The 24,986-nt window shown below is 35.3% G+C and carries 29 protein-coding genes; 19 read left to right on the top strand and 10 right to left on the bottom strand.

The window, feature by feature from the left end:
• Nucleotides 1-164: 164 nt before the first annotated feature.
• Both ACB089_RS15055 and ACB089_RS15050 read left to right on the top strand, forming a co-directional pair.
• A complete protein-coding gene (locus tag ACB089_RS15055) occupies nt 165-1,127 on the top strand; it encodes a helix-turn-helix transcriptional regulator (protein ID WP_374967126.1) in 963 nt (320 codons plus the stop codon).
• A gap of 74 nt (nt 1,128-1,201) precedes the next feature.
• The gene (locus ACB089_RS15050; protein WP_374967125.1) at nt 1,202-1,834 is read left to right on the top strand and encodes a type 1 glutamine amidotransferase family protein; all 633 of its coding nucleotides are present in this window, start codon (nt 1,202-1,204) and stop codon (nt 1,832-1,834) included.
• 434 nt (nt 1,835-2,268) lie between these two features.
• Here ACB089_RS15050 and fumC read toward each other — a convergent pair whose 3' ends face one another.
• Both fumC and ACB089_RS15040 read right to left on the bottom strand, forming a co-directional pair.
• Nucleotides 2,269-3,660, bottom strand: a complete 1,392-nt coding sequence (gene fumC / locus ACB089_RS15045; RefSeq protein ID WP_374967124.1) for a class II fumarate hydratase — start codon at nt 3,658-3,660, stop codon at nt 2,269-2,271.
• 301 nt (nt 3,661-3,961) lie between these two features.
• Nucleotides 3,962-4,177, bottom strand: coding sequence for a hypothetical protein (locus ACB089_RS15040; RefSeq protein WP_374967123.1), 216 nt, complete (start codon nt 4,175-4,177; stop codon nt 3,962-3,964).
• 949 nt (nt 4,178-5,126) lie between these two features.
• Between ACB089_RS15040 and ACB089_RS15035 the strand changes: the two genes are divergently transcribed.
• Nucleotides 5,127-5,858: an AAA family ATPase gene (locus ACB089_RS15035; RefSeq protein ID WP_374967122.1), complete on the top strand. Its 732-nt coding sequence runs from the start codon at nt 5,127-5,129 to the stop codon at nt 5,856-5,858.
• Between the two features lie 43 nt (nt 5,859-5,901).
• Here ACB089_RS15035 and ACB089_RS15030 read toward each other — a convergent pair whose 3' ends face one another.
• Nucleotides 5,902-7,290, bottom strand: a complete 1,389-nt coding sequence (locus ACB089_RS15030) for a PLP-dependent aminotransferase family protein (RefSeq protein WP_374967121.1) — start codon at nt 7,288-7,290, stop codon at nt 5,902-5,904.
• A gap of 111 nt (nt 7,291-7,401) precedes the next feature.
• On the opposite strand from ACB089_RS15030, the gene ACB089_RS15025 reads away from it, so the two are divergent.
• The 7 genes from ACB089_RS15025 (at nt 7,402) to ACB089_RS14995 (ending at nt 11,522) form a co-directional block, all read left to right on the top strand.
• Nucleotides 7,402-7,842 (top strand): GNAT family N-acetyltransferase, encoded by a 441-nt coding sequence (locus ACB089_RS15025; protein WP_374967120.1) that lies wholly within the window; start codon nt 7,402-7,404, stop codon nt 7,840-7,842.
• A 19-nt stretch (nt 7,843-7,861) separates the two neighbouring features.
• Nucleotides 7,862-8,284 (top strand): GNAT family N-acetyltransferase, encoded by a 423-nt coding sequence (locus ACB089_RS15020; RefSeq protein ID WP_374967119.1) that lies wholly within the window; start codon nt 7,862-7,864, stop codon nt 8,282-8,284.
• A 155-nt stretch (nt 8,285-8,439) separates the two neighbouring features.
• Nucleotides 8,440-8,754: a hypothetical protein gene (locus tag ACB089_RS15015; RefSeq protein ID WP_374967118.1), complete on the top strand. Its 315-nt coding sequence runs from the start codon at nt 8,440-8,442 to the stop codon at nt 8,752-8,754.
• A gap of 96 nt (nt 8,755-8,850) precedes the next feature.
• Nucleotides 8,851-9,459, top strand: a complete 609-nt coding sequence (locus ACB089_RS15010; RefSeq protein WP_374967117.1) for a lysostaphin resistance A-like protein — start codon at nt 8,851-8,853, stop codon at nt 9,457-9,459.
• A 59-nt stretch (nt 9,460-9,518) separates the two neighbouring features.
• Nucleotides 9,519-9,914, top strand: a complete 396-nt coding sequence (locus ACB089_RS15005; protein ID WP_374967116.1) for a hypothetical protein — start codon at nt 9,519-9,521, stop codon at nt 9,912-9,914.
• Between the two features lie 168 nt (nt 9,915-10,082).
• Nucleotides 10,083-10,706: a hypothetical protein gene (locus ACB089_RS15000; RefSeq protein WP_374967115.1), complete on the top strand. Its 624-nt coding sequence runs from the start codon at nt 10,083-10,085 to the stop codon at nt 10,704-10,706.
• A 501-nt stretch (nt 10,707-11,207) separates the two neighbouring features.
• On the top strand, nt 11,208-11,522 hold the full coding sequence (locus tag ACB089_RS14995; RefSeq protein ID WP_374967114.1) for an RNHCP domain-containing protein: 315 nt from the start codon (nt 11,208-11,210) through the stop codon (nt 11,520-11,522).
• 250 nt (nt 11,523-11,772) lie between these two features.
• Here the strand turns inward: ACB089_RS14995 and ACB089_RS14990 are convergent, their stop codons facing one another.
• Nucleotides 11,773-12,273 (bottom strand): DUF1648 domain-containing protein, encoded by a 501-nt coding sequence (locus ACB089_RS14990; RefSeq protein WP_374967113.1) that lies wholly within the window; start codon nt 12,271-12,273, stop codon nt 11,773-11,775.
• Nucleotides 12,274-12,363: 90 nt separating this feature from the next.
• Between ACB089_RS14990 and ACB089_RS14985 the strand changes: the two genes are divergently transcribed.
• From ACB089_RS14985 to ACB089_RS14970, 4 genes are all read left to right on the top strand, one after another.
• Nucleotides 12,364-13,104 carry a sulfite exporter TauE/SafE family protein gene (locus tag ACB089_RS14985; protein ID WP_374967112.1) on the top strand — a complete coding sequence of 247 codons (741 nt, stop codon included), beginning with the start codon at nt 12,364-12,366 and terminating at the stop codon, nt 13,102-13,104.
• A gap of 13 nt (nt 13,105-13,117) precedes the next feature.
• Complete coding sequence (locus ACB089_RS14980; RefSeq protein ID WP_374967111.1) at nt 13,118-14,053, top strand: PD-(D/E)XK nuclease family protein; 936 nt, start codon at nt 13,118-13,120, stop codon at nt 14,051-14,053.
• A 193-nt stretch (nt 14,054-14,246) separates the two neighbouring features.
• Complete coding sequence (locus ACB089_RS14975; protein ID WP_374967110.1) at nt 14,247-15,140, top strand: DMT family transporter; 894 nt, start codon at nt 14,247-14,249, stop codon at nt 15,138-15,140.
• A gap of 296 nt (nt 15,141-15,436) precedes the next feature.
• Nucleotides 15,437-15,610 carry a hypothetical protein gene (locus ACB089_RS14970; RefSeq protein WP_374967109.1) on the top strand — a complete coding sequence of 58 codons (174 nt, stop codon included), beginning with the start codon at nt 15,437-15,439 and terminating at the stop codon, nt 15,608-15,610.
• A 316-nt stretch (nt 15,611-15,926) separates the two neighbouring features.
• Here the strand turns inward: ACB089_RS14970 and ACB089_RS14965 are convergent, their stop codons facing one another.
• A complete protein-coding gene (locus ACB089_RS14965) occupies nt 15,927-16,172 on the bottom strand; it encodes a YkuS family protein (protein WP_374967108.1) in 246 nt (81 codons plus the stop codon).
• A gap of 925 nt (nt 16,173-17,097) precedes the next feature.
• On the opposite strand from ACB089_RS14965, the gene ACB089_RS14960 reads away from it, so the two are divergent.
• Nucleotides 17,098-17,658, top strand: a complete 561-nt coding sequence (locus ACB089_RS14960) for a hypothetical protein (protein ID WP_374967107.1) — start codon at nt 17,098-17,100, stop codon at nt 17,656-17,658.
• A 75-nt stretch (nt 17,659-17,733) separates the two neighbouring features.
• Here the strand turns inward: ACB089_RS14960 and ACB089_RS14955 are convergent, their stop codons facing one another.
• Nucleotides 17,734-18,900: a hypothetical protein gene (locus tag ACB089_RS14955; RefSeq protein WP_374967106.1), complete on the bottom strand. Its 1,167-nt coding sequence runs from the start codon at nt 18,898-18,900 to the stop codon at nt 17,734-17,736.
• 267 nt (nt 18,901-19,167) lie between these two features.
• Between ACB089_RS14955 and ACB089_RS14950 the strand changes: the two genes are divergently transcribed.
• The 3 genes from ACB089_RS14950 to ACB089_RS14940 all read left to right on the top strand — a co-directional run bounded on the left by ACB089_RS14950 (nt 19,168) and on the right by ACB089_RS14940 (nt 20,846).
• Nucleotides 19,168-19,356 (top strand): transmembrane Fragile-X-F protein, encoded by a 189-nt coding sequence (locus ACB089_RS14950; protein ID WP_068986245.1) that lies wholly within the window; start codon nt 19,168-19,170, stop codon nt 19,354-19,356.
• A gap of 19 nt (nt 19,357-19,375) precedes the next feature.
• Nucleotides 19,376-20,032 carry an HAD family hydrolase gene (locus ACB089_RS14945; RefSeq protein WP_374967105.1) on the top strand — a complete coding sequence of 219 codons (657 nt, stop codon included), beginning with the start codon at nt 19,376-19,378 and terminating at the stop codon, nt 20,030-20,032.
• 118 nt (nt 20,033-20,150) lie between these two features.
• Complete coding sequence (locus ACB089_RS14940) at nt 20,151-20,846, top strand: potassium channel family protein (protein WP_374967104.1); 696 nt, start codon at nt 20,151-20,153, stop codon at nt 20,844-20,846.
• 657 nt (nt 20,847-21,503) lie between these two features.
• On the opposite strand, the gene ACB089_RS14935 is transcribed toward ACB089_RS14940, so the two are convergent.
• From ACB089_RS14935 to ACB089_RS14920, 4 genes are all read right to left on the bottom strand, one after another.
• The gene (locus tag ACB089_RS14935) at nt 21,504-21,887 is read right to left on the bottom strand and encodes a hypothetical protein (RefSeq protein WP_068986249.1); all 384 of its coding nucleotides are present in this window, start codon (nt 21,885-21,887) and stop codon (nt 21,504-21,506) included.
• Between the two features lie 5 nt (nt 21,888-21,892).
• Nucleotides 21,893-22,090 (bottom strand): helix-turn-helix transcriptional regulator, encoded by a 198-nt coding sequence (locus ACB089_RS14930; protein ID WP_068986250.1) that lies wholly within the window; start codon nt 22,088-22,090, stop codon nt 21,893-21,895.
• Between the two features lie 680 nt (nt 22,091-22,770).
• Entirely contained in the window at nt 22,771-23,166 is a 396-nt protein-coding gene (locus ACB089_RS14925) for an HIT family protein (protein WP_374967103.1), read from the bottom strand.
• Nucleotides 23,167-23,319: 153 nt separating this feature from the next.
• Complete coding sequence (locus ACB089_RS14920; protein ID WP_374967102.1) at nt 23,320-23,910, bottom strand: hypothetical protein; 591 nt, start codon at nt 23,908-23,910, stop codon at nt 23,320-23,322.
• Nucleotides 23,911-24,210: 300 nt separating this feature from the next.
• Between ACB089_RS14920 and ACB089_RS14915 the strand changes: the two genes are divergently transcribed.
• Nucleotides 24,211-24,639, top strand: coding sequence for a DUF6241 domain-containing protein (locus tag ACB089_RS14915; RefSeq protein ID WP_374967101.1), 429 nt, complete (start codon nt 24,211-24,213; stop codon nt 24,637-24,639).
• The last annotated feature ends 347 nt before the right edge of the window (nt 24,640-24,986 follow it).

The following is a 24,986-nucleotide window of genomic DNA, read 5'->3' as shown; positions in this document are numbered from 1 at the left end:
CTTTTTTTACATCAATGTGAGTGAAAAAAATGATGAGGGAGGGAAACACTTATGATTCTAGGGCCTCATTATATAGAAAGCGATCGGAAAGGAACAGTTGATGAGTTATACCAAAAATCGGAAATATATAATAGAAAATAAATTTCATATAGAGGTGGAATTATATGCCTAAAATTGACAATATGTTAGCAATTCTATGGATGCTTCGTTCAGGTGAAAAAATTACTGCAAAACAAATTTCAGAAAAGTTAGAGATGAATATAAGGACTGTGTATCGTTATATTGATACAATTTCAACAAGTGGCGTACCTATAATTTCAGAACCAGGACATAACGGTGGATACACTTTATTGAACAATTTTATTGAGGCTCCTCTTTTTTTTGATTTTGAAGAGCAAACTTCACTATTTCACGCTGCTGTTTTTGCAGAAGAAGCCGGATATTATGGAGGTGAGGCACTAAATAGGGCCATTTCAAAACTAAGTAACTACTCAAATCAAGAGCAGGAAACAAAGATAAACCAACATTTAACTAGTCTTGAAGTAATAAGTCGAGTAAGTTCAGTCTCAATGGAACCTTTTTTGAAGGAGTTGGAGCAGGCCGTAGCTGACGGGTACTCAGTAAAAATTCTTTACCATAAAAGTGGCGAAAAGCAATTAAATGATAGATTGGTCGATCCGTACAGAATTATCTATTGGAATAATAAGTGGTATGTGATTGGATTTTGTCATCTTAGGAAGGATATCCGTAGTTTTAGAGTAGGTCGAATTGAAAGTCTAATGCTAACCGAAAATAAGTTTAACCGGCCAGAAAATTTTTCAGCACGTGACTTTTTTATAAAAAATCTTCTTCCAACTATAGAAGATAAGGAAGGGATTATTTCTTTGGTTATTAATGGGGATAAAAGTGTATTGGCTGATATTTGCCAACATTGGTTTTTAGGACATTATTTACAAGAACGGACTTCAAATCAAGCAGTTTTTCTTCTTGAAAAAGATATATTACATACATATGTACCTTATTTACTTTTACCGTACAATAAATCTATTAAAGTTATTGAGCCAATCAGTCTTAAGAAAAGACTGATTGAAGTTCTGTCGGAATTAATAAAATTTCATCAAGTATGATAACTTCCCTGACGTTAACTGTCAGGGAAGTTATCTTATAATAGCCATATCAATTGTGATTGGAGTGTTATTGGATGCAAACAAAAAAAGTTTTTCTATATGTATTTAATACAATGTCGGACTGGGAATATGGATATTTAATTGCTGAACTAAACTCAGGAAGATATTTCAAAAAAGATTTAGCACCTTTAAAAGTAATTACAGTAGGAGCTAATAAAGAAATAATTACTACTATGGGAGGACTGAGCATAAAACCAGATATGTCCCTTGATGAATGTACTCTTGAGAGTAAAGATCTTTTAATTTTACCAGGAGGGACTACTTGGAGTGAAGAAATTCATCAACCTATCTTGGAAAGAATAGGCCAAGCTTTAAAACTTGGCACTATTGTTGCTGCAATTTGTGGTGCAACTGAGGGCCTCGCGAATATGGGATACTTAGATACTAGAAAGCATACAAGTAATAACTTAGAATATACTAAAATGGTATGTCCTAACTATAAAGGAGAAAAGTTTTATGAGTTGGGATCTGCGGTATCTGATGCGAATTTAATTACTGCATCAGGAATAGCTCCTCTGGAATTTGCAATGGAGGTACTGAAAAAAATAGATGTATTTACACCAGATGCATTACATTCATGGTATAACCTAAATAAGACACATAAACCTGAATACTTCTTCCAGTTAATGAATTCAATAAATAAATGAAGTAACTGAAACGCTCAATTTCTCTATTTTGATTTGTAGAGAAGTTGGGCTTTTTAATTTGGAATTTCCTTATCGTTGTAAATCCGCATTTTCCTGACGCTACCCCAATAAAAAAAGGTGATATTAGCTTAACATTTAGCGGCATATTTTTTGGCTAATACAACTGCAATCCTATCCAAAACGAGGGTTTTAAAAGCACTTGCTACGCAGGTGTTTTTTTGTGGGGGAAAAATAAAAAGGACTGGGGAGTTAACCCCAATCCTTCTTACACATTCCTGTAAACATGCCACCAAAGCGTATTAATTAGCCCACTTATCCTCAAAAACATGCTGTAATATATACCAACTTGCTAAGAACATAAAGGGAGTTTATTATCTAAAAACGTTGATATATCAATGTTTTGAAGGTGTTGTGTGTTTCAACTTGCACCTACATCATTTTACGTTTGGATAGATCATCGTCGCAGGATCCACGTATTCGTCAAACTGTTCCTCTGTCAGTAAACCTGTTGCAATTGCAGCTTCTTTTAATGTAGTGCCTTCTTTGTGAGCCTTTTTCGCGATTTTTGCTGCATTTTCATAACCGATATATGGGTTTAATGCTGTTACAAGCATTAATGAATTTTGTAAATTATGGTCAAGCACTTCTTTATTTGGCTCAATTCCTTCAGCACAATGATCATTAAATGATTTCATCGTGTCTGCTAGTAGGCGAGTTGATTGTAAGAAGTTATAAATAATTACTGGCTTGAAGACATTTAGCTCAAAATTACCTTGGGAAGCGGCAAAAGCAATTGTTGCGTCATTTCCAACAACCTGTGTGACAACCATTGTCATCGCTTCACTTTGCGTTGGATTCACTTTACCAGGCATAATGGATGAACCCGGTTCGTTTTCTGGAATTGTAATTTCACCAATACCAGAACGAGGGCCACTTGCTAACCAGCGTACATCATTGGCTATTTTCATTAAGTCAGCTGCAAGAGCCTTTAATGCGCCGTGTGCGACAACGGCTTCATCATGACTTGTTAGTGCATGGAATTTATTTGCTGCAGAAGTAAAATGTTTTCCTGTCAATTCACTAATTTCCGCTGCTACACGCTCACCAAATTCAGGATGTGCGTTAATACCAGTACCAACTGCTGTTCCACCAATTGCTAGTTCCTTCATATATTCGATATTTTGGATAATCATATGTTCAGATTTAGCAAGCATTGCAGCCCAGCCACTAATTTCTTGACCTAAAGTTAGTGGTGTTGCATCTTGTAAATGTGTACGTCCAATTTTAATAATATCTTTAAACTTTTCTGCTTTGTCATCAAGTGTTACTTTTAGAAAGCGCAGACGAGGTAGTAAATAATCCTCAACTTTTAACACGGCAGCAATATGCAAAGCAGTAGGGAAAGTATCGTTTGAGCTTTGAGATTTGTTGACATCATCGTTAGGATGAATACAATCAGCCTCTCCAGCATTTTGTAAAATTTGGTTTGCTCGGTGTGCAATTACTTCGTTGACGTTCATATTTGACTGTGTACCACTACCAGTCTGCCAAACGACAAGAGGGAATTGATCATCCCATTGACCATTTAAAATTTCATCAGCTGCTTGCACAATTGCATTTGTTTTTATAGCTGAAAGCTTGCCTAGTTTACTATTGGCGATAGCCGCACTTTTCTTTAAAATTGCCATTGCTTGAATAAGCTCAATCGGCATTTGTTCTGTACCGATTTGGAAATTTTCTTTACTGCGCTGCGTTTGAGCACCCCAAATTTTATCTGCAGGTACTTTAATTTCACCCATAGTGTCTTTTTCAATACGATAATCCATGTCAAACAGCTCCTTTATTTATGTAACTCTTCTCTATCTAAATTAAAGTTAAAAAAACGGATATTCTTAGTCTGATGTAAGAATATCCGTTTGATACATGCTTATTTCAAAAAAAAGGGGGGATTCTGATTTAAGCAATTTGGAGAAAAGAAATAATCTATTGATAATGATAATTGTTATCAATTAAAAAGTCAATCATTTTGCTAGAATAAATTTAATGTGAATTGAGAATAGCTTGCAATTGATTATTTCTTATAATTCGATCCCCGCTTTTTAGCGTTGTTACATAAATCGGAAGGGGCTATCTCTTTTTCTTCCCAAGATCTTTAAGTGGTACTTTTTTAGGCACTTTCTCAAAAATGATACGCACATGATAGTTGTTGTTGTCTATTTGAGCAACCTGAACAACTTTTGCTTTACGTCCTTTAATTTTTATGTTCTCTTCAACAGCAGGTAAACTTACAAGTAGCTGGCTTAAAACGGACGTTTTGTTTTCGTAAAAATGAGTTACAAACATATTATTTCTCCTTATAACTTTTTTTTTTGCCTAGAATAAAGCTTGATCTTTTAAAACTTAATAGAGTCAGGGGTGTTACAGGGGTATGAGCATGGTGAAGGTTTTACTCAATGTATGAAAAGGACCTTTTGTATAGAACAATTATGAATTTAAGGCAAGCTACTTGGATTTTGAGCTTTTAATCGATAGAAGCTTAATGAAAAAAAGTAGTAATGAATGTAGTTTCGTTGTGATGAAGGCTTGTGAAAATCATCGCAAACCATTTATGAAGGCGTTCAGGATTTTTTATTTGGGAAATTTTCGATTGTATATGCGGAATTGGTGAGACGCTCAAGTAAATGCTCCAAAACGGAATCGCTTCGGTAAGCTAGATTAAAAGCACGGTTTGAAGGGTTTACGGTAAGAAAAAGAGAGGTAAAAGAATGGGAATCACAAAAAAGTCAACGACGATTATTTTAGTAGCGTTTATTTCGAAAAGCCAGTAGCACATTAGAGAGTGACAAGGGTACACTCAGTGTTTGACTATTAGTAGTTGTTAATGGGAAATTAGCAAGGGTGCTTGATAGAGCGGTTTGTTGCACAATGTATTTTAAATGGGTAAATGAGGATAATTGGTCTTCTTCAATGTTTTTTTGTATATCGCTATTATATGGCATAATTTTATTATTTTTTATTGCAACTTTCGACATGTTTTTTATTTATTTCTCGGGAAATATTTCACAGGTTCTTATAGTATCAGTAAGGGATTTGCATGCAATATATCGTATTTATACAATTAGGGATTCTACAGTGTTCAATGTTAATGATAATGTTGAGTTTATGATGAGTGGTTGAAATATTCTGATTTTTAATTATCGCAATGCTTTCCTGTATCGTCATAAACTTTGGGTGAAAGGGCAGTTTCATAGTAGCATAAGCGCGTTATAATAGTAGTAAGGGAGGAATCGAAATGTATTTAAAATCATGTAAGGTATTACAGGACAACATTGCGGATAAAGACCAGTATCCGTTTAACATACCGAGTTTGCAGGATTTACAGGAGCTAGAGTTTCCTACGAATGTGACCTTCTTTGTGGGGGAAAATGGCTCTGGGAAATCAACACTATTAGAGGCTATTGCGGATCGTTGTGATTTTAATACAGCGGGAGGCGGTCGCCAAAATTTATATGAAGTACATAAAGCGGAATCGTCACTTGGGGATTATATTCGTTTATCCTGGTGGCCGAAAATTTCAAATGGCTTTTTCCTTCGCTCAGAAACGTTTTATCAATTTGCGAGTCATATTGATTTATTAGAAAATCATCCAAATAAGTATGCTGCTTTTGGTGGCAAGTCGTTACATCATCAATCACATGGCGAGTCCTTTTTATCGTTATTTATGAATCGATTTAAAGGGAAGGCAATCTATTTATTGGATGAGCCTGAAGCGGCGTTGTCACCAACGAGACAGCTTAGCCTATTAAAAATTATGAAAGATTTAGAGCACGAGGCACAGTTTATTATTGCCACACACTCACCCATTTTACTTGGCTATCCCAAAGCTACTATCTACAGTTTTGATCATGGGGAAATTGAGTCTATTCGCTATGAGGAAACGATCCATTACATTGTCACAAAACGTTTTTTAAGCGCACCTGAAACTATTTTTTCAGAGTTATTTGATGAAGAAAATGAAACATAAGATTATCGTGAAAATGAGTAGCCATAACCATTGCGGTTATGGCTTATTTTTGAGTTAGCCAAGCTTTTTTTAGCAGATCTACACCGAGTATGATCTCCTCCATTTTTAATTTACTAAAGCCTAATTGTACAATTGGTTCAGAGCTAGGCTGTTGTAGAAAATAGGGGCTCGTAGGGTAGACTTTGACTCCGTATTGTTGTGCATTCTGAATGAGCTGCTCTTCTGAAAGTTGTGTATGCACCTTCACCAATATATATAACCCAGATTGCTCTCCTAATATCGTAATTTTTTCTCCGAATTGCTTGTTAAGCTCATCTACAAGGCCGTTTATTTTATGTTTATAGGTGATACGCATTCTTTTAATATGTCGTGTCCATTCACCCTGTGCCATGAATGTGGCCATTGTGAGTTGATGTAAAGACGAAGCATTATGTTCAAATTGAGCAAAGCGTTCCTTATATGAATGAACAAGTGTTTTCGGTAGCACCATATAGCTCAAACGAATGGCTGGTAAAAACGATTTTGAAAATGTCCCCATATAGATAACACGTGACTTATCAATAGAGGCGAGAGCAGGAAATGGTTGCTGTGTATATCGAAATTCACTGTCATAATCATCCTCTAAAATATAGCCATCAACATTTTTTGCCCATTGAATTAAAGTTTGTCGTTGCTGAATGCTCATGGAAACACCATACGGAAAATGATGGGATGGTGTGACATACATTAAGCGCGAATAGAAATGTGCTAGTTGCTGTAGCTGTGCACCGTTTTCTAACACTTGTAATGTCTCTATTTCAAAGCCTTGCAACTGAAATGCCTCTCGTGCACCGTTGTAGCCTGGGTCCTCCAAAATAATACTTGTAAAGTCCTGTTTTAACAGAAAGCCTAGATAAATTAACATTTGTTGCGTACTACTACCGATAATAATGTCCTCTACATTGACATGAACGCCACGTGCTTGTAGCAAATAATGCACAAGCTGTTCTTTTAAAAGTGGTTCACCGAAAGGGTCGCCATATTCATAGCAATTTTTTAAAGGTAAAACTTGATTGGCCATTTGTCTCCATGCTTTCAAGGGGAAATGCTGTTGATCGACAGCACCTGCTCGAAAGTCAATGATGAAATCTTCACGATTGTTTGCTTTTTGAATAAGGTTTGGACGTTCCTCATCATGTAAAAAAACTTGCTCAATTTCATTAACGAAATAACCTTTCCGTCCTTCACCACGTATGTATCCTTCCGCTACGAGTTGTTCATAAGCAGTCAATGTTGTATTCCGACTGACATGTAAAGTATCGGCAAGCCTTCGAATAGAAGGGAGCGTATCATTCGTTGTCAACGTCCCTTGCTCGATTAACGATTTGATTTGCTGGTAAATTTGTTTATATTTTGGCTCTTCATTCGTCAATAAAAAAATAAAATCATCCATATAGGACCTCCTTGACATGTTGAAATATTTGAAACTGTTTCTTTTTAGATGTCAGATTGTTTTTTATCATAATACAAGAATTACATAAAAATAGAAATGGAGAGAAAGTCAATGGAAATTAGCACAGTAACATTAGCAACAGTCGGAGAAGTGGTGCCATTATTTAATGCATATCGCGAATTTTATGGTCAACAATCCGATTTAGAACAAGCAAAGCACTTTCTTACGGAGCGTTTAAAGAAGGAAGAATCAATTATTTTTCTAGCTTATGTAAATGAACAGCCAGTTGGGTTTGTTCAGTTATATCCTATTTTTTCATCTGTAGCGATGAAAAAGGCATTTATTTTAAACGATTTATATGTGGTTGAACATGCCAGGAAACAAGGAGTAGCACAGGGCTTATTTGAACAGTGTTATTCGTACTGTATGAAGGAAGATGCTCGTTATGTCGCTTTAGAAACAGCGACAGATAACATCAATGCACAAAAGCTCTATGAAAAGCTCGGAATGCACATAGATCATGGAGTATTTCACTATATCAAATATTGGTAATAGAGAGAAGGGCGGAAAAATGACTATTAAACAATTAACAACACAAGAAGAATGGGTTGAAGCATATGCCATAATGGTACAACTCCGCACAGAATTGACGTTAGAAAATTATCTTCAATTATTAGAAGAAATGATGAAGGATGGCTATAGCTTGTTTGCATTATACAAAAACAAGGAAATGGTTGTTGTAGCCGGTGTAAGTTGGCGCATTAATTTTTACAATAAACGTCATATTTTTGTTTATGATTTAGTAACGCATGAGGCTTATCGTTCGTGCGGCTATGGTGAGAAATTATTAGCACATATTCATCAGTGGGGTAAAGAAAACGGCGCACACTATATTGCTCTAGAGTCAGGAGTTCAAAGAAATAATGCACACCGCTTTTATGAGGAGCGATTAGGATATGAAAAATGGTGTTATTCTTTTCGCAAAGAATTGTGATTGCTTATTTAAATTGAACGAAATCTGAATATAGAATGAAGCAGCGACTAGTATAGTTCTAGTCGCATTTTTGGGGGAGAAATCGTTAAATGAATCTTGATATTAAGTCTGCTGTTTAATATGCTTAACATGAAGAGGGGCAGCAATATTGACTATTGGCGATTTTTTTCGAACATCAATCGGTGCAATTGGAGCGTAAACCGGCGGAAAAGCGTGAGTTAGCGGCGGAATTGGAGAGTTTGCCGGCGGAAAAGCGTGGGTTAGCGGCGGAACAGGAGAGTTTAGCGGCGGAAAAGCGTGAGTTAGCGGCGGAATTGGGGAGTTTACCGGCGGAAAAGCGTGAGTTAGCGGCGGAACAGGAGAGTTTAGCGGCGGAAAAGCGTGAGTTAGCGGCGGAATTGGAGAGTTTAGCGGCGGAAAAGCAGGAGTTAGTGGCGCAACAGGAACGAAAACCGATGGAAAAGCAGTAACCACCGGCGAAATTCGAACATCAACCATTGAAAAGGATCTTTTAACAAGTGCTAGTCATTCTACATGTAAAGCTTCATAAAACAGGAGGGAAAATCATGGTTATGGAAAGTGCAATAAATGCAATTATTCAGGTCATTTTATTTTCACTTATACCGTTTGTTTGGTGGTTTTTTACAGCGAAAAAGGAATTATCATTTTTAAAATGGCTCGGCATCAAAAAGCCTGTCATTGAAAATAAAGTTACTTATTTTGCGTGGTGTCTAGTCATTATTGTTTTAATGTTCGTACCAATTAATACAATTATCTTTTTCTATATAGACAGTTCACTATTAGCTTCAAATCGTTTTACAGGACTTGGTTTTTCGGCGCTCGTACCAGCACTATTCTATGCAATTGTACAAACAGGGTTATCAGAGGAGCTGTTTTTCCGTGGTTTTTTAATGAAAAGATTCATGCATAAGTTTGGTTTTCAAATAGGGAATATCATGCAAAGTTTACTATTTGGCACAATACATGGGTTGATGCTGTTTTCTTTTATTCCTTTTGGAGGTGTTGTGTTAGTTGTTATGGCTACTGCGTTGGCAGGTTATTTAATGGGTTGGATCAATGAACAAAAATCCAATGGCTCCATCATAACGAGTTGGGGCATACATGGCATGACCAATCTGATTGCCTCCTTTGTCGCAATGTTTAATGTGCTCTAAAGACCAGAACCAATTTGCATTAAATCGTTTTCGATTGCATAATAGCTAGAGGTGTTTGAATGAAATTGATTGAGAACATTGCAAAAGGATGCTTAATTGTTGGTTTTTTATTACTTGGAGGGCGTTTTCTCACTGCAATATGCCATTATTATAATATAGCATTTACGACTTTTTTTGTTGATTATCATGTCGTTTCACTAGCTATACTATTAATAGGTATTTTAGGAGTTGAGATACGCAATAGACGCAAAAGGAAAGGACGAGCATACATGACGGAGTGGCCAAAGGGAGTAGCGAAGCCTGCTATACGTGCATTAAATGCGGCGGGATATACTCAATTAGAGCAATTGGAAAAAATTGATCTTTCAACATTGAAAAATTTACATGGGATGGGACCAAAAGCGCTAGCGGCCATTGAAACAGCACTGAATGAAAGTAGGAAGCACAGTGAATAAGCTGACATTATTTTTGTTGACAATGGTCGTCTATTATATTTTCGTTGTTTTCGTTATTAGCAAGCTATTTATTATCCCTATCATGAAGTTTATGGCACTTGTATTCTTCCTGGGAGCAGGCTTTATTTTTTCTCGAAAGATCCGAAAGAGATTACAATAGGAGGAGTTATGAAAATCGTAAAACTTAGTATATTTTATTTGATCATTATCATGCTAGCAATAGGGCTATCACTAGCAGGAGTTCGTTTATCCTTGTCACTTGGTATTTTTGCGCTAGTTGCTATCGCCATGGTTTACAGATATATACATATTTTATACCGCACAAATAATATGAAGTTAGTTGATGTACTAGTAAAAGATCGCAAAAAAGAGCCCTTTTTTGCCTACCTTTTTGCAGTTGCTTACGGTACAAGAGAAGACCAGTTACGTTCACTAGATGTAGTCATTGCAAAGTATAAGCAGCCAGCCATGAAGTATAATTATCAATTTTTGAAGGCAATTATGGAAAATAATTTAGAGGAAGCTAAGGATGCGGCTGATAAAATAAATAAAGAGCCATTAACAAGCTATGCAAAATGTTATATCGCTGCACTTGAGGGGCGAACAACAGATATGCGAAGTGAACAGCTTACTCAGCCTTGGATGCAGCCTGCCGTTGAAGCGGTTTATGCGCATAAAATGAAAAATGAAACAGCCTTTCAGCAATTTGCCCAAGAAAGTATGGAAGTGGCTCGAGGTGTACAAAAATATGCGTTAATACATACGTTTGAAGAGATGAAAAAGGATATGTAAAAATTTTGGCTACTTGATACTATTTGTGTCAGGTAGTTTTTCTTTTCATATATGGTTAGTTGTTGAGGGACATGTAATATTAGGGATTGAAAGAAGTTGTTTATTTGGATATTTATACCATGTGATGTGATATAATAACAGTAAGCATGAAACAAATATAGGAGTGAATGTAGTGAAATCGAATTTATTCCTTACAATTGTTCATAAGGGGACGAATGCCTAAGTTAGTGATTATCAAAGAGCACCGACTAGTGGAAGGTGGAGATGTCCGTCTTACAGTGGTTGATACAATTTAACTTCTTTCAGCGGGTGTCAAAGTCAATCGTGGTTCGGATAAAGAGATGAAAAAGGCTCTTTTGAAGTCGGAACTAGAAGTAATCGTTTTGTAGAGCAGAACGGTGAATGGGTCAATCTTGATAAAAGCCTAATGCTACTTACGTAGAAAAACTAAACGGAACCCTTTCTCCAATGATGAAAAATATCATCTTGGAGGAAGAACAATTGAGTAGAAAAACTGAAAATACAGCTTTTCAATGTGAACATTGCGGATTTACTGTTTTACCATTAAATAATGGTAGCTTCCGAAATCATTGTCCAAATTGTTTATATTCTAAACACTTGGATATTTTACCCGGAGATAGAGCTAGTCATTGTAAAGGATTAATGAAACCTATTGATGTAGATTATTCATCTAAAAAAGGTTATCAATTAATTCATCAATGTATTAAATGTAGGTATACGGTTCGAAATAAAGTTGCAACTAATTGCAAGCAAGAAGATCAGCTTGTTCAATTTATGCAAATGCAAACAAAATAATCGTTTCATGCAATGTAAAGACATATTAAAGATTATCGGATCTTTAATATGTCTTTTTAACTTCTTTCAGCGAGTATCCAAACACCCGTACCTGTCGCTACGCTTTTGGTACAAAAGACACCCGCTGAAATAGAGGAACTCAGTCTAAAAACATCTGCAGGCCTAAGCACAAAGCCGATTCCGGACGCAATTATCCCAGGCATAATTGATTTCTCGCCTACGCGTTCTGTACAGCTGTAACTATTTGACCTTATTTATCTTTCTTGCCCAACGTAATACCTCGTACGATGCCTATGATAAATATAGTACTTACTACAAATAGAAATAAATAAGCATGCCATTGCTGTAAAATACGGTTATGGCCTAAAGCAACTGTTAAGTCATTGAAAAGTGAATATGTAAAGTATAATAGAATACTATTTTTGATAAGACAAAAGGTAATAATTCCGTTTTGTCGTTGGGTATGAGATAGAGTAGGCTTATTTTTTCGTAGTATAGGATAAGCTGCTTTCATCTCTAAGTAATGTAAAAGTAAAAATAGCATGAAGCCGATAAAGGGTAAATAAAAAATAGCGATTTTCGGGCCAAATTGTGCATGTTCACTCTTAAAGCTTTGTAAAATTGGTATAGATGCAGGGAGCTTATTATATTGGATAAGCGTTGCTGTCATGCCAGCAATAAAAATGGTTGCGACTATTAGTGTAAGCTGCTTACAGAAACGCGGTGTAGGTGTTTTTTGTTGTTCAGGCATCGATTCACCTCATTTTTCTTCTTAAAAAAAAGCATTCTGTTATACTGTATCATAGAATAACATCATGTGTGTCATAGAAAGAAGGATTACATGGAATACTTGTTGTTTTTAGTCATTGGAATCGCTGGAAACGTCATTGGAACGTTAGTTGGTGGCGGGGGATTAATTACCTTACCGACGATGATGTTAATGGGTGTACCCGTTCATTCAGCGATAGGGGCAAATAAGGTTTCGAATATGGTCAGTGCCTTTTCAAGCTTCTACACGATTTTTAGGAGAAAAGAATTATTATGGTCAGAAATGCGTTCCCTATTACTCGTTTCTCTAGTTGGCGGTACACTTGGCGGACTATTTGCATCGTTCATCAGCAGTCAAACACTCACACTTATTGCCATTATTTTATTAGGTTTTGCACTTATTATGTCCTTTATAGGTGGGGCTGAATTTGGAGAAAAGGACAGTTTTACAATGAATCGCAAAAACGGCCCGATCCTTCTTGCTGTAGGTTTTTATGATGGGTTGTTCGGTCCTGGTAGCAGTACGTTGGCACTTTATACATATGCTCATGAGAAAATCTCCTATTTGAAAGCTGTAGGTTTGTCGCGTGTAGGTGTTTTTGCGATGTGCTCAGGAGCAGCTATTACGTATATTGCTACAGGTAAGATAGAATGGCCGCTGACATTAGTATTAATGATCGGTTCTGTCATTGGTGCGCAAATAGGCATTATCCTTGCAAGGAAGGTCAAGGCAAATCAAGTAAAGCTATTACTTCGTATTGTGACAATTGTACTGATACTGCAGCTTGTCTATGATTTTATCAAACAGTTATAAGGAGGCGATATTCATGTTTGAAATCACACCTTATCCATCTTTTTCGTGGTCATTGTCACGTCATAAAACGTTAACAAGCTGTGCGCGAAAATATGGCTATGAATACTATTTTTCTCATAACGGCTGGCTTAGTTACAATGTGGAGCCCTATCATCAACATGTCTATCGCTTAAAGAAGCTACAATCCATGCCGATTTTATTTGGGCAAATTGTCCATCATTTAATAGAGCAATCGATCAATGATTATTTACAAACAGGCAAGGTGCCGACTTTGGCTGAGTTAGTAAATCGTGCGCGTGGACAACTTAATGCGGCTTTTATTGATTCTACACGCCATGTAGATTTATGGAGACATAAGCCTAATAAATTTTATATGATGCAGGAAATTTATTATGTAGGGAAGCTAAATCCTGAACTTATACAAGATTATAAGGAGCGACTGGCGGCTGTATTTGAAAACTTTCTAAACAGTGAGACGTTTCAGCAAATTACTGCACAAAAAGGCTCCCTACGAATCGGTGAGCCTGAACAATTTCGCTCCATGAAAATTGAAGGTATTCAGGTTTTCGTCGTAATGGATTTTCATTATTATGATGAAATAGCTGACAAGTGGATTATTATCGACTGGAAGACAGGCGGGGAGTCTGATGATGATCGCCAGCAATTAGCACTCTATGCTTACTATGTTCAGCAGAAATACCGTGTAGCTCTTGAGCAGATTGATGTCTATAATGAATATTTACTGACTGGTAAACGAAAAAAATATTCATTTACTGCATTTGATATGGACAATATTTTACATACGTTTCAGCGGAGTGTGCTGGAAATGAAAAAATATCAAGCCGATATTTTTTCCAATGAACCAGTGGACGTTGAGGATTTTGAACAAACCCTTGATAAATGGCACTGCAAAGGGTGTAATTTTAAAGAATTATGTGCTCAGAAATGAGTTGGAAAATGGAGAAGGAGACCAAAAAGAGACTATTTAATAATTTTCTGTGACCTAATTGCACTTGAATTATTTTAATATTCCATAAGAATGATGAAGTGCATGAAAGCTAATTTTCTTAGCCCTACATTAGGAGGGAGTACGCCTTACAAGAGCTACTGAATAAAGATTAACAGAAGGAAGATAATATTTAATGACAAATCTAATGTATGCATTTTGTTTAATCGTATGGGGTCTTAATTTTATTGCCGTGAAAATTCAAGGGACACCAGTAAGTTTAGAATTATCATTGACCTATAGGCTAGTTATGACTGCAATTTTATTTACTGTTCTAGTTTTGTTTCTCAAACCAAAAGGGAAACCGAAAAGTAAAGATATACCATTTATCGTTGTCTTTGGTGTGTGTAACTTTGCTTTAAGCTATTTATGCCTATATTACGCAACCATATTAAGCTCAGCTGCCATTGTAACATTAATCTTTTCATTGAAAGTGATTTTGACGCCACTAGCTCTTCGGATTTTTTTAAAAGAGGAACTACATCCACGCGTTTTATTTGGGGGAGTACTAGGGGTATTTGGTGTATGCGTTTTAATTTATCCTACTTTAAGTAATTTTTCTGGCTTAGATGATTTAAAAGGCATAATGATTGCTCTTTTAGGTACAGTACTTACAGCAATTGGTGATGCCAGTTCTGCAAGGAATGCCAAAGTAAAGATTGATCCAATCTATGCAAATGCTATTGGATTTGCTGTAGGAAGTATATTAATGTCAATCATTGTATTGCTGCAAGGGCAAAAAATTATGATTCCTATATCAATCACATATATTTCAGCTTTATTATACTTAACATTAATCGCATCTTTCCTAGCATGGCTATTTTATTTAAAGCTTGTTGAAAGAATAGGCGGTGCAAAAAGTGGCTACATGGTAGCGTTATTTCCGGTAATTGGAGGTATTGCTTCTGTTCTAATTGGTGAATCACCTCTTTCAATGTATTTGGTAATCGGATGTCTATCTAGTTGTATAGGTGCTGCTATAGCTTTAGGGTTTAGAATTCCAAGAAGAATTTATACGCCTGCTAAATAGGAGAATCAGCCAAAGTTGTGAAAGCTCAACAGTGAACTTCATAGCGGTTGGCAATACATAATTAAGTATTTGCATTGTAATTTTTATTGTGTCTTGAAAAATATCCCATGGTTGCGGCGGGATTTTGATAGAAGTGAAAGCCTCCTGACGCAATTATGCAGAGGCATCATTGATAGGCAATTTTGTCCCCTTTACTTACTTTTATTTAATTCTACAGTAAATGGAAATTACGTATACGGAATAATACTTGAGCCAATAATAAGGGGGAATAAAATTTCCTTAAATGAGGTGAATACATGAAAAAAATAATAAAAGGTACGTGTACAACAATGCTTTCTGCAGGATTATTGTTCGGTTGTGGAACAGCGAATGATGAACAGGAGCCAGATCCAACTGAAGAACCTTCTGAACAACGAGAAGATCAAAATCTAAACGATAACGAAAAGGATCATAAAGACGATAACCATTAATTAAGATTTTGCATTTTTAGCGAGTGCTCCAGTTTTATATTTCATTAAAAGACCATTCCGTAAAAGGATGGTCTCTTATTAATGTTAAAAGGATGGAATAATAAAGAACTATGTAATCTAATTAACCTGATTAGAGGAGCGGTAAATAAAGTATAGTTTGTGCTTAAAAAGATTACGTAAATTTCGTCAGAAAGCCAAGCAAAGAAGATATATACAAGGTCTGAATTGATGAATGTAGATTTCCATTTTATACATAAAAATTATAAGGTGCTGCTCTATCGTCACAAAGACAATAGTGACAGCACCTAGTTCATATTTAGTGGAAATATTTGTCGACACGCTGAAGGACTTCATCAGCAGAAAGTCCATTAGCATCAATAACAGGTCCTGCCAAAACAGGATCACTAATGCCCATAATATCTCTGTCTTGCCCAGTGATTACACAGGCATCACATTTTTTTGCATCTTCTTCAGTACGAAGTTGAATAACTTCATAACCTTTTGACTTTAAAGCGTCTTCAACGTTTGTTAACGATTGTTCCACACCAATTATTCTAGACATTATTCTTCCACCTCCTATATGTAATGTGTCATATAGGATTGCTATTTATTCACTTAATTCGCATTTTGTTAAACATCAATGGATTATTAACAATAACTAAAAGTGAACCACAGTTATGACGGGTAAGATCAATCGCTTAAATCAAAATCAAATCTCTTAGTCCACATTTGTCTCCAAAAGGAATAATAGTAACATTACATATTCTGTCATTTATTGAAAATGAAGGCTCATCACCAAAAGTTGTGGATGACATTTGTTAAAACATATACTATGTAAATAAGTTGATTGGAGTGGAGGCTGGGTGACTCCTTGGGGATCAGCGATAGGGGAACGAAGGCTAAGAGCATCACGTCCTGTGATAACGCCTTCGTGACCAACATCGTGACGCTGACGCTGCGTTTGCACTACGCTTTCGCACAGAAAACATTTGTTGGCCCGAGACCCTGGAGCAAGCAGGCAGAGGAACGAAGGCTAAAACCATCACGTCCTGTGATAACGCCTTCGTGACCAACATCCTGCTGCTGCCGCTACGTTAGCACTACGCTTTCGCGCAAAAAACATCTGTTGCCCCAAGCGGCTCATCGGACGCCCCCAGGAAGCTCTGCTCTGCGCGAAAGCGAAGCGTCAGCGGCAAAGCGCCCAGTCGGAACGGAAATCAACCACACGTTTTGGTGATGAACCAAAACGAATCCATGTTGCCGTACTCCATTATAATTTTTTTCTAAAAACGGAATAGTAGCCTATCCAAAGTCAATCTTCTTTACTGATGGGATGTCATCTGAAGCGTTCAGTTATTGCTTCATTGAAAAATATATAATCTAATGGATAAGGGGAGTAATAATATCATTTTCGAATTTGTTTTTTTCCATATCTAGGTAATTTGTTATTGATAGTATGATGCTTAAGTACAGAGAGGTGAAATGAATTGTTTAAAATTAAATATGAAATCTTTGAGGATGATGTAGAAGAATTAAGAGTTATGGATATGTTGACATTTGATAAAGAATACAACCAAATTTATGGTTCTTTTACCGTAACATTCGGAGGACACGATTTTATTCCGTACCCGCCTGATCATATCCCTATGTCAGCTAAAAGACTGTATTCTGAACTGATTCTTACTTACTTTGAATTATTAAATGAGGCTGTTACATTATTAGATTATCACCATTATATCGCTATAAAATATATAGAAAATAACTCTACTTGGTTAGAATTACGGGTTGAAAAAGATTGCATCAAAGTAAGTGAATTGGAATGCGAAATAGGACCTTCATGGAATAGCCTTATTTGCACAGAGGAAAAATACTTTACAGATGCTAAATTTGGATCCTTTCATGATATCACGATTTTAAAAGAACAGTTTGAGAATGAAGTGAAGGAAAAGACTCAAATGTTTATTGAAGAAATAAAGTGTATTAATCCAATGATAGTAGAATCGAAATTTTTTAAGCGTATTTTTTATTATTCCGCTAAGATGCTTTAGTCGAGTAACCAAAAGAAAGGGGGTATTTCAAAAGCCATTTTACAATGACTTCTGAAATACCCCAAATTCCATTACTTATTGAGCAAGATATTCTTGGCCGTTAATTGTTACTTTAGAAGCGGAGATTAGAGTGTCTTTATTTGCTTCAAAATATGGGTCTAAAATTTTGTAAAATGCTTCCCATTTTTCCTGAGCTTTTTCAACATCCTCTTTTTTATCAAGGGCTAAAGCTTCTTCATAAAGTGATTTTAATTGCTTTTGATCGGCTTCACTGATTTCAAATTCGAAGTCAGACATGTATTCTTCAAATGTTACTGGTTTGATGAACGGAATAATCAATTGATGGAATTCTTCCCATAGCTTTTCAGACAACTCCACATCTTCCTCTTTCTCTGCTTTTTGAGCATTTTCATAGATCGTTTTTAGTTTGGCTAAAGTTTCAGTAGGGATATCTAATTCCCAGCCTTCCATGTACTCTTCAAAAGTTTGTGGTGGATATAGTTCATCTAAATATGGTTGGAGGATTTTATAAAATTCATCCATTTTTTCAGTAGCTTTTTCATCATCACCGTTTTTTTGGAGCTTTACCCATTCTGCATAAATAGGTTTAAGCTGTGTAATATCGTTTTCTTTAATAACGATATTTTTCTCTTTAAACCCGAAATCTTCTATATACTCTTCAAAAGTTTGTGGCTGCCAATTAGCCAAAATATAAGGTTTTGCAATTTTATACATTTCTTCGTGAATCTTTTCTATTTCTTCATATTTCTTTTCGATCTCTTCTTCAGTCGCTTCTTTTTCTATTTCAGCAGACACTTCTTTTTCTAACTTCTTGATATCATTAAACATTTTTTCTAATTTTGTTAAATCTTCTTTAGTTACTTCTTTAGGCAATTCTTTTTTAAAAACTTCAAACGTATAAAAGTCTGAATAACTCTCTACAACACTACCTTCTACAGAAATTTCCTGTCCTTCTACTAAGTTCATTTTTTCTAGCTGTTCGGCAGGAAATTTATAGAAACTGATAAAGTAATTTTTACCATCATTTCCTTTAAGGTTCATTCCATCGCCGTAGATGTCTTTAATTGTTCCTGTAATTTTGTGTTCAAGTTGAACAGTAATACTACTACTACTATCTGTTGTTTTTATTTCTTCAGCTCCTGCTGAAAGTGGTGTCAGAACAGCCATTCCTATTGTTAGTGCAGATGCAAGCATCCAAGTTTTTTTAATCGGTTTGTTCATATTTATTTCTCCTTTTATTTTTAAAATTGGTTGTTACCAATAATTAGACGATTTACCATTTGAAAAAGTTCATTGTTTTAGAAAAAAAGTTAAAAAGTAAAAAAGGTGAGTGGATGAAAAGACATATTTCATGATTGGTGCTTTAATAGTTGTAGAACAAAAAGCTTTAGCATTCTAATTTAAGTACAGACTTCATCATAAAGTCTGAGGCATGACGAAATTCAGGCATTCATTGGAGAGACTTTATATTTGACAGGTGGTGTGAACATGGGAGTCGCTGAAGTATTAACAATTGTCTTGGTAGTGTTAAAGCTTACAGGTGTTATTGCATGGTCTTGGTGGTTAGTGCTATTACCAGCAATCATTTCCTTCAGTATTTACCTATTAATTTTCGTGATAAAGTTAATAACGGTCATAATTGCTGCGGTAGCCGTGAAAAAACGTAAAGAGGTGTAGTGAAAGGGGATAAAGGACATTGATTAAAGCGGTAATATTTGATTTAGATGGAACATTGTTAGATCGTGATCGTTCTGTACGTTTATTCATTGACCAACAGTACGAGCGATTAAAGCCACATCTGTCACATATTTTAAAGGAGACCTATGTTCATCGCTTTATTGAGTTAGACAACGGAGGCTACGTTTGGAAAGACACAGTTTATAAGCAAATGGTTGAAGAATTTTCTATTGAGCTTTCTCCAGAAGCATTGTTAGAGGATTATTTACAACAATTTAAACATCACAGTGTTCCATTTGAAAACTTGCATAGTATGTTACACAATTTGAAAAAGCAAGGCTTCAAACTTGGCATCATTACAAATGGTTATGGGCAATTTCAATTAGACAATATACGGGCATTAGGGATTGAAGATCATTTTGACGTGATTCTTATTTCTGAATGGGAAGGCATCAAAAAGCCGAATGCTGAAATATTTCATCGAGTACTATCCAAACTAGGGGTGTCAGCAAACGAAAGTATGTACATAGGGGATCATCCTTTCAATGATGTGGAAGCTGCTAAAAAAGTAGGAATGGTGGCTACTTGGAAAAGAAATGATGGATGGCAAAGTGTTGAAGCGGATTACATCATTGATCATTTAATTGAAATTCAAGACATTTTAAAAGTTTTGTAGGCAACCTAAGGAGTTTATCCTGGTGGTAAAGTATATAGAGAGGATGGATAAAAATAGTTCAACACACTTGATATGAAATAGATGACTAATAAACTATTTGATATAGGCGGTAGATTTAGTGAAAAAGTTTGTAATTACATATGAAATTTTTATGATTGTTTTAATCCTTATCTCAGTAGTCCTTGCTCTCATGGTTGATAAACGATTTGTGATTTTTCAACAAACTATTTGGCTCATCTTCGTAGTGGATTACATTGTTCGTTTTGCTCGAGCAGAAAACAAGTGGCACTATGTAAAGAAACATCCCTTAGAGTTAGTAGCTATAATCCCTTTCGATTCCCTTTTAAGAGCAGCTAGACTCGTCCGTATATTTAAAGTTCTTCAATTGCTTGGCATTAGTTCTCGTTATTTAAAACCTTTTTATGAGGTGTTAAAAACGAATGGATTAGACACAGCTTTCAAGTTTGGTGTCGCAATGTTATTTCTCATACCAATACCGATTGCTATAGTTGAACCGGCGATTGAAACTTACGCTGAAGCGTTGTGGTGGGGTTTGATTACAATTACTACAGTTGGATATGGAGATATTGCGCCTGTTACCGTAGTAGGTCGATTAATGGCTGCTGTATTATTAATGGTAGGGCTTGGGATTATCGCTATATTCACATCTGCAGTGACTAATTATTTTAGTAATAAACCTAAAGATTCTCGAGATAAGCAAGTTATGAAAGTCATTCAGTCGATTGATGAGATTGAAGACATAACAAAAGAGGATATTGAGTTTATCCAGTTATTCTTGAAAAGGAAATTATGACTATACGCAAAAGGGTTACCCATCGGAAGCGCCCACTCTTTATTTAACAGAGGTTTGTTTTCAGAAATCCATTAATTCACCTTTTAACGTTTTTTGGGTCACCTGGTTGTATGCTTATGTTAATAATATGTATCATTGTCTTTTTTCTTCTTAAAGATTACTTTGGAATGTGAAAAACGATTTGTTATATGTACATAGACTTTAGTTAGAAATTAAAAAAGAAACAAGAATCAGTATGCAGTATTATACATGCTGCATCTGATGATCTAGCCGAAAAACAATTGTAATGGAGTAACAACAAGCCCGACAACACATTGGTGGGGGAAAAGTAGGAAACTTAATTCATGTGATGCTAATAAATTTGCAGCTGATTTAGCTAGTGTAGCAGTAGGTGGTGGTAGTGCTGCTCTTTTAGCAGTTTGGATTCCAGGAATGGGATGGGCAAGTATAATTGCAGCAGGATATGCTGGTCTATTTTCAACACGTGTTTATGCAAACAATTCATATAGTACTGGAGTAATATGTAATCTCACTAGGGATAATTATTTTTGTTTTAATACTAAATCACCTCTTTATGGAATTAAGTTTTCTGATTGATCTTTACATCATAGGATAAACTTCGTAATTAACAATTTATTAGTACTAGATTGTTAATTACTAAACTCTTTTAGAATAAAGAATCATTGTTCCTGGAATAGTCAGGGCCATGATACAAAATAGAACACTAAGTGCTTGTGTCGAGCTAAGCGTTAAAGGTCCTAAGGAACTTGTTAGTAAAAAAAGAACGCTGATCGTACCGAATAAAACGAAATAATTAACTGTCATTGCTTTTCCAATAATTTCTTTTGCACGTTCATCCTTAGGGAAAATATGTGGTGAAAGGTATGCTAGCATTAGCTGATTTAACCCCAAAGCTAGGAGTATAATATAATTAGGAAATTCTCCCTTGAATATAGCCTCATAATTTAAAAAAATCCCCATTCCAGTTGCAAAAAGTCCAGAAGTTAAAAATGATATTTGATTTTTCTTTGCATCAGACATAAAGTTCATTCCTCCTGATAAATAAATATCTCTTCAATTCTACAATTAAATATACGAGCTAGTTCAAATGCTAATATGATAGATGGGTTGTAGCGTTCTTTTTCGAGTGAAATAATTGTTTGTCTTGATACATTAAGTAATTCAGCCAATTTATCTTGAGTTAAATCATGCTTAGCGCGTAAATTCTTTATATTATTCTTCAAACTTTGCCCTCCCAAAAAAAGTAAACTTAACTTTACGTAAAGCTTACTTTACTTTCTGGAGGTCGTCAAGTACAAAAAGCACTTCCGATTTGAGTGTTCTTTAGTGTTCCCCCAGACCCCTGGCGCGCTACCTATAAGGTAGTTACCAGAGATCAGGATTGCCACCCTGCTAATAACTTTTAAAGCAACAAATCCGTGTTGCAGTAGATCCATGCAAAAAATACGTACGGTTCAACCGCAGCACTCCTTTTATTCTCTCAAATAAACTATTGCCAATCTCCAATGATTAAATGCTTTCACTCCTCAAAAAGGCGTCTTAACTTTAATTTGTCAGTTTTGACTCACACAAAAAAAGAATCCAACTATTATAGATGAATTTTAGAAACATTAAAAAGTATAATCTTCGTCATTTTCATACCATTCCCGATCATGGGGTCCCGTCAGATTAATGCGGATAACGTTACAGAAATATACACGATTTTATGCAAAGTGAAGAACAAACCAAACAAGTAAAAATACTGCTACATCAACCGTTTACGTCACCTGTATAAAAAGACGTATAAACAATGTTCAAAAGAAAATCCACGAAACGTTGATTTAACAACATTTGTGGATTTTTGGTGTATGTCCAAACTTCGATTTGGGAACGTTATTTTTAAATGAAATGTATATATACTATTTTAAATTGATAACAATTTTAAATGTGATTGAAGGTCTTGAAGTGAAATTTTTTGTTCTTTTACGATTTGATTATCCCAAAAGTTATCATTAACATACCTAGGGATTAAATGAACATGAAAATGTGTCCCCTCATCCATAATTGGACCATTATTTCGAATTACACTTACACTTGTTATTGAAAAATGTTTTTCAAAGATATTAATTATGGATTTTTCTAATTCTATTAATTCAATAAGTTTGGCAGTAGTTATTTCTCTGATATCCATAATGTGATTTTTAGAGATGATGAGTAAATGTCCAAATTGAATTGGGTCAATATCAAAAACAACTTTATAGTTTTTAGATTCAACTAGTATTTGTTCGTCTGTTATTGCATTACAAAAAATACAGTTCATAATAAACACCTTCTTTTTAGTCCAATGATATTGAATTTACATATTAAGTCAAGAATTATTCCAAGCAACTAAAACAACGCCTATTCAATTGAATAAGGGTGTTGGTTCCCTAAGTCTTATTTAGGAATGTTTTTAAGTATATATGTGTATATTTTATTCGACAATTTTTGCTTGGCTATTTAATTTATAAGAGCGAATAAAATTTACTGTGTACTTTACTAAAAATATGCTTAATACTCCGCCTGAAATATTAAATAACAAATAGAGAATATCTGTATAAGTAAAGCTACTTATAGTAAAACCAGTCCACCCAAGTAAAAGACGAGCTAAATCCAACACTAAACAGCTTAAAATGACCATTGAAATGGCTTTCTTATTACTTTTTAAATTGAATAAAAGGAATAAATAAATGCCTAATGGTACAAATAAAATGACGTTATAAACCATAGCTGAGTAGCTCCACATAGAAATCTTAAAGTTCATTGTATCGAATATTCCAAACCAATCATTCGTTGAAATAAAAGTTCTACTATTATCTGATGAATTTTGATGAAGTGTAAATCCACCAAATTTAATTTGAATAAGGCTGATTAAGTAAAAAATAAAGCTATACAGAATAACTCGTTTCTTATTGCTTTTTTCTGCTTTTCTAAAATAATCAAGAAATATATCAATAAAAATATATACCAGCAAAATAAAAAATGCTACGGGAACAATATTGTAAAGAATATATGTTGAATCCACATTTAACCCCTCCCACCGTTTATAATATTTTATAGCCACTATTAATTTTACTTAATTCACCACCTTAAAACAAATGCAATTCATTATATTAATCAAAGTACAAAACAAGTTACCAGCATGGATTTGATCCATCGCTTCCCTTGCATCTGCAATAGATGCTTATCATGTTCGCTCAGAATACCATAGCTGCCGCGCGACCCATTTGAAAAAGGAGAGTCCGAACATGCTGAGAACGAATTAGAAAATGGTTCAAAAGAAGATGAAAAAGAAAAATTTGTATCGACGGTGGAAACGAGCGGCATGGGGTGGGAAACTCCTACTTTTTCCAAGAGGATTGATGAATGGAAAAGTGGAGATGAACCCTTCGTTGGCAATCTAGTAGAAGAAGTGATTCAACAGATGGCGCACCAAAAGATTATCGCTGAAATGAAAGAAGGTTCTATTATGAATACGCCAGAAAGAATCGACATTTTATTACAGATGGTAGAAGAAAACAAAGATAAATATGAACGTCATGAAACGTATCTAGATATATTAAAGCGTTGGAAAAAGGTCGATTTTTCAATAGTTGACGATGATCATAATGTTTTGATGCGTATGCAAGGGGGGGAACGGCCTGAAGGTTCAGCGATAGGTATTGCTTCAGAAGAACAAGAGAAAGACTATATATTCCAAGTCATCGCTAAAGAGGTAGATGAAGTCTTTGGAACGACAGAAAAACGGAATTAAATTATGTTATTTTGCTATTTGAAGTTTTTGTTAAATCATCAATGTATAAAATGCAGAATAAATAGTCCAAGAATACACCAAAAAAACATCTGTTGCCCCAAGCGGCTCATCGGGCGACCCCAGGAAGCTTTGCTCTGTGCGAAAGCGAACCGACAGCACTCGGTCGGAACGGAAATCAACCCCCGCGTTTTGCCATAGAGTCATACTTAATTTAATATGACACCTCAATTCAATATGAAAAACAGCTGATGAACATATTTCAGCTGTTTTTTGAGTATGTAAGATAGTAAAGAATTTTTATTAAAACCAATACAATATCTTATAATTTCAAGCCACTTTTATCAATC

The organism is Lysinibacillus sp. RS10, assembly GCF_041956855.1.
GTDB classification, from domain to species: domain Bacteria; phylum Bacillota; class Bacilli; order Bacillales_A; family Planococcaceae; genus Lysinibacillus; species Lysinibacillus xylanilyticus_A.
Note: the sequence above shows the minus strand (reverse complement) of the source record. Positions and strands in the feature narration are given on the sequence as shown.

What these genes read in the sequence shown, in the direction of transcription:
- ACB089_RS14925 (WP_374967103.1), bottom strand. Translation starts at nt 23,166, where the DNA reads ATGAACTGTATTTTTTGTAATGCAATAACAGACGAACAAATACTAGTT.
- ACB089_RS14985 (WP_374967112.1), top strand. Translation starts at nt 12,364, where the DNA reads ATGGAATACTTGTTGTTTTTAGTCATTGGAATCGCTGGAAACGTCATT.
- ACB089_RS14990 (WP_374967113.1), bottom strand. Translation starts at nt 12,273, where the DNA reads ATGCCTGAACAACAAAAAACACCTACACCGCGTTTCTGTAAGCAGCTT.
- ACB089_RS15025 (WP_374967120.1), top strand. Translation starts at nt 7,402, where the DNA reads ATGGAAATTAGCACAGTAACATTAGCAACAGTCGGAGAAGTGGTGCCA.
- ACB089_RS15035 (WP_374967122.1), top strand. Translation starts at nt 5,127, where the DNA reads ATGTATTTAAAATCATGTAAGGTATTACAGGACAACATTGCGGATAAA.
- ACB089_RS15020 (WP_374967119.1), top strand. Translation starts at nt 7,862, where the DNA reads ATGACTATTAAACAATTAACAACACAAGAAGAATGGGTTGAAGCATAT.
- ACB089_RS14980 (WP_374967111.1), top strand. Translation starts at nt 13,118, where the DNA reads ATGTTTGAAATCACACCTTATCCATCTTTTTCGTGGTCATTGTCACGT.
- ACB089_RS15040 (WP_374967123.1), bottom strand. Translation starts at nt 4,177, where the DNA reads ATGTTTGTAACTCATTTTTACGAAAACAAAACGTCCGTTTTAAGCCAG.
- ACB089_RS15050 (WP_374967125.1), top strand. Translation starts at nt 1,202, where the DNA reads ATGCAAACAAAAAAAGTTTTTCTATATGTATTTAATACAATGTCGGAC.
- ACB089_RS15010 (WP_374967117.1), top strand. Translation starts at nt 8,851, where the DNA reads ATGGTTATGGAAAGTGCAATAAATGCAATTATTCAGGTCATTTTATTT.
- ACB089_RS14950 (WP_068986245.1), top strand. Translation starts at nt 19,168, where the DNA reads ATGGGAGTCGCTGAAGTATTAACAATTGTCTTGGTAGTGTTAAAGCTT.
- ACB089_RS14975 (WP_374967110.1), top strand. Translation starts at nt 14,247, where the DNA reads ATGACAAATCTAATGTATGCATTTTGTTTAATCGTATGGGGTCTTAAT.
- ACB089_RS14915 (WP_374967101.1), top strand. Translation starts at nt 24,211, where the DNA reads ATGGGGTGGGAAACTCCTACTTTTTCCAAGAGGATTGATGAATGGAAA.
- ACB089_RS15055 (WP_374967126.1), top strand. Translation starts at nt 165, where the DNA reads ATGCCTAAAATTGACAATATGTTAGCAATTCTATGGATGCTTCGTTCA.
- fumC (WP_374967124.1), bottom strand. Translation starts at nt 3,660, where the DNA reads ATGGATTATCGTATTGAAAAAGACACTATGGGTGAAATTAAAGTACCT.
- ACB089_RS15030 (WP_374967121.1), bottom strand. Translation starts at nt 7,290, where the DNA reads ATGGATGATTTTATTTTTTTATTGACGAATGAAGAGCCAAAATATAAA.
- ACB089_RS14935 (WP_068986249.1), bottom strand. Translation starts at nt 21,887, where the DNA reads ATGTCTGATGCAAAGAAAAATCAAATATCATTTTTAACTTCTGGACTT.
- ACB089_RS15005 (WP_374967116.1), top strand. Translation starts at nt 9,519, where the DNA reads ATGAAATTGATTGAGAACATTGCAAAAGGATGCTTAATTGTTGGTTTT.
- ACB089_RS14955 (WP_374967106.1), bottom strand. Translation starts at nt 18,900, where the DNA reads ATGAACAAACCGATTAAAAAAACTTGGATGCTTGCATCTGCACTAACA.
- ACB089_RS14970 (WP_374967109.1), top strand. Translation starts at nt 15,437, where the DNA reads ATGAAAAAAATAATAAAAGGTACGTGTACAACAATGCTTTCTGCAGGA.
- ACB089_RS14965 (WP_374967108.1), bottom strand. Translation starts at nt 16,172, where the DNA reads ATGTCTAGAATAATTGGTGTGGAACAATCGTTAACAAACGTTGAAGAC.
- ACB089_RS15000 (WP_374967115.1), top strand. Translation starts at nt 10,083, where the DNA reads ATGAAAATCGTAAAACTTAGTATATTTTATTTGATCATTATCATGCTA.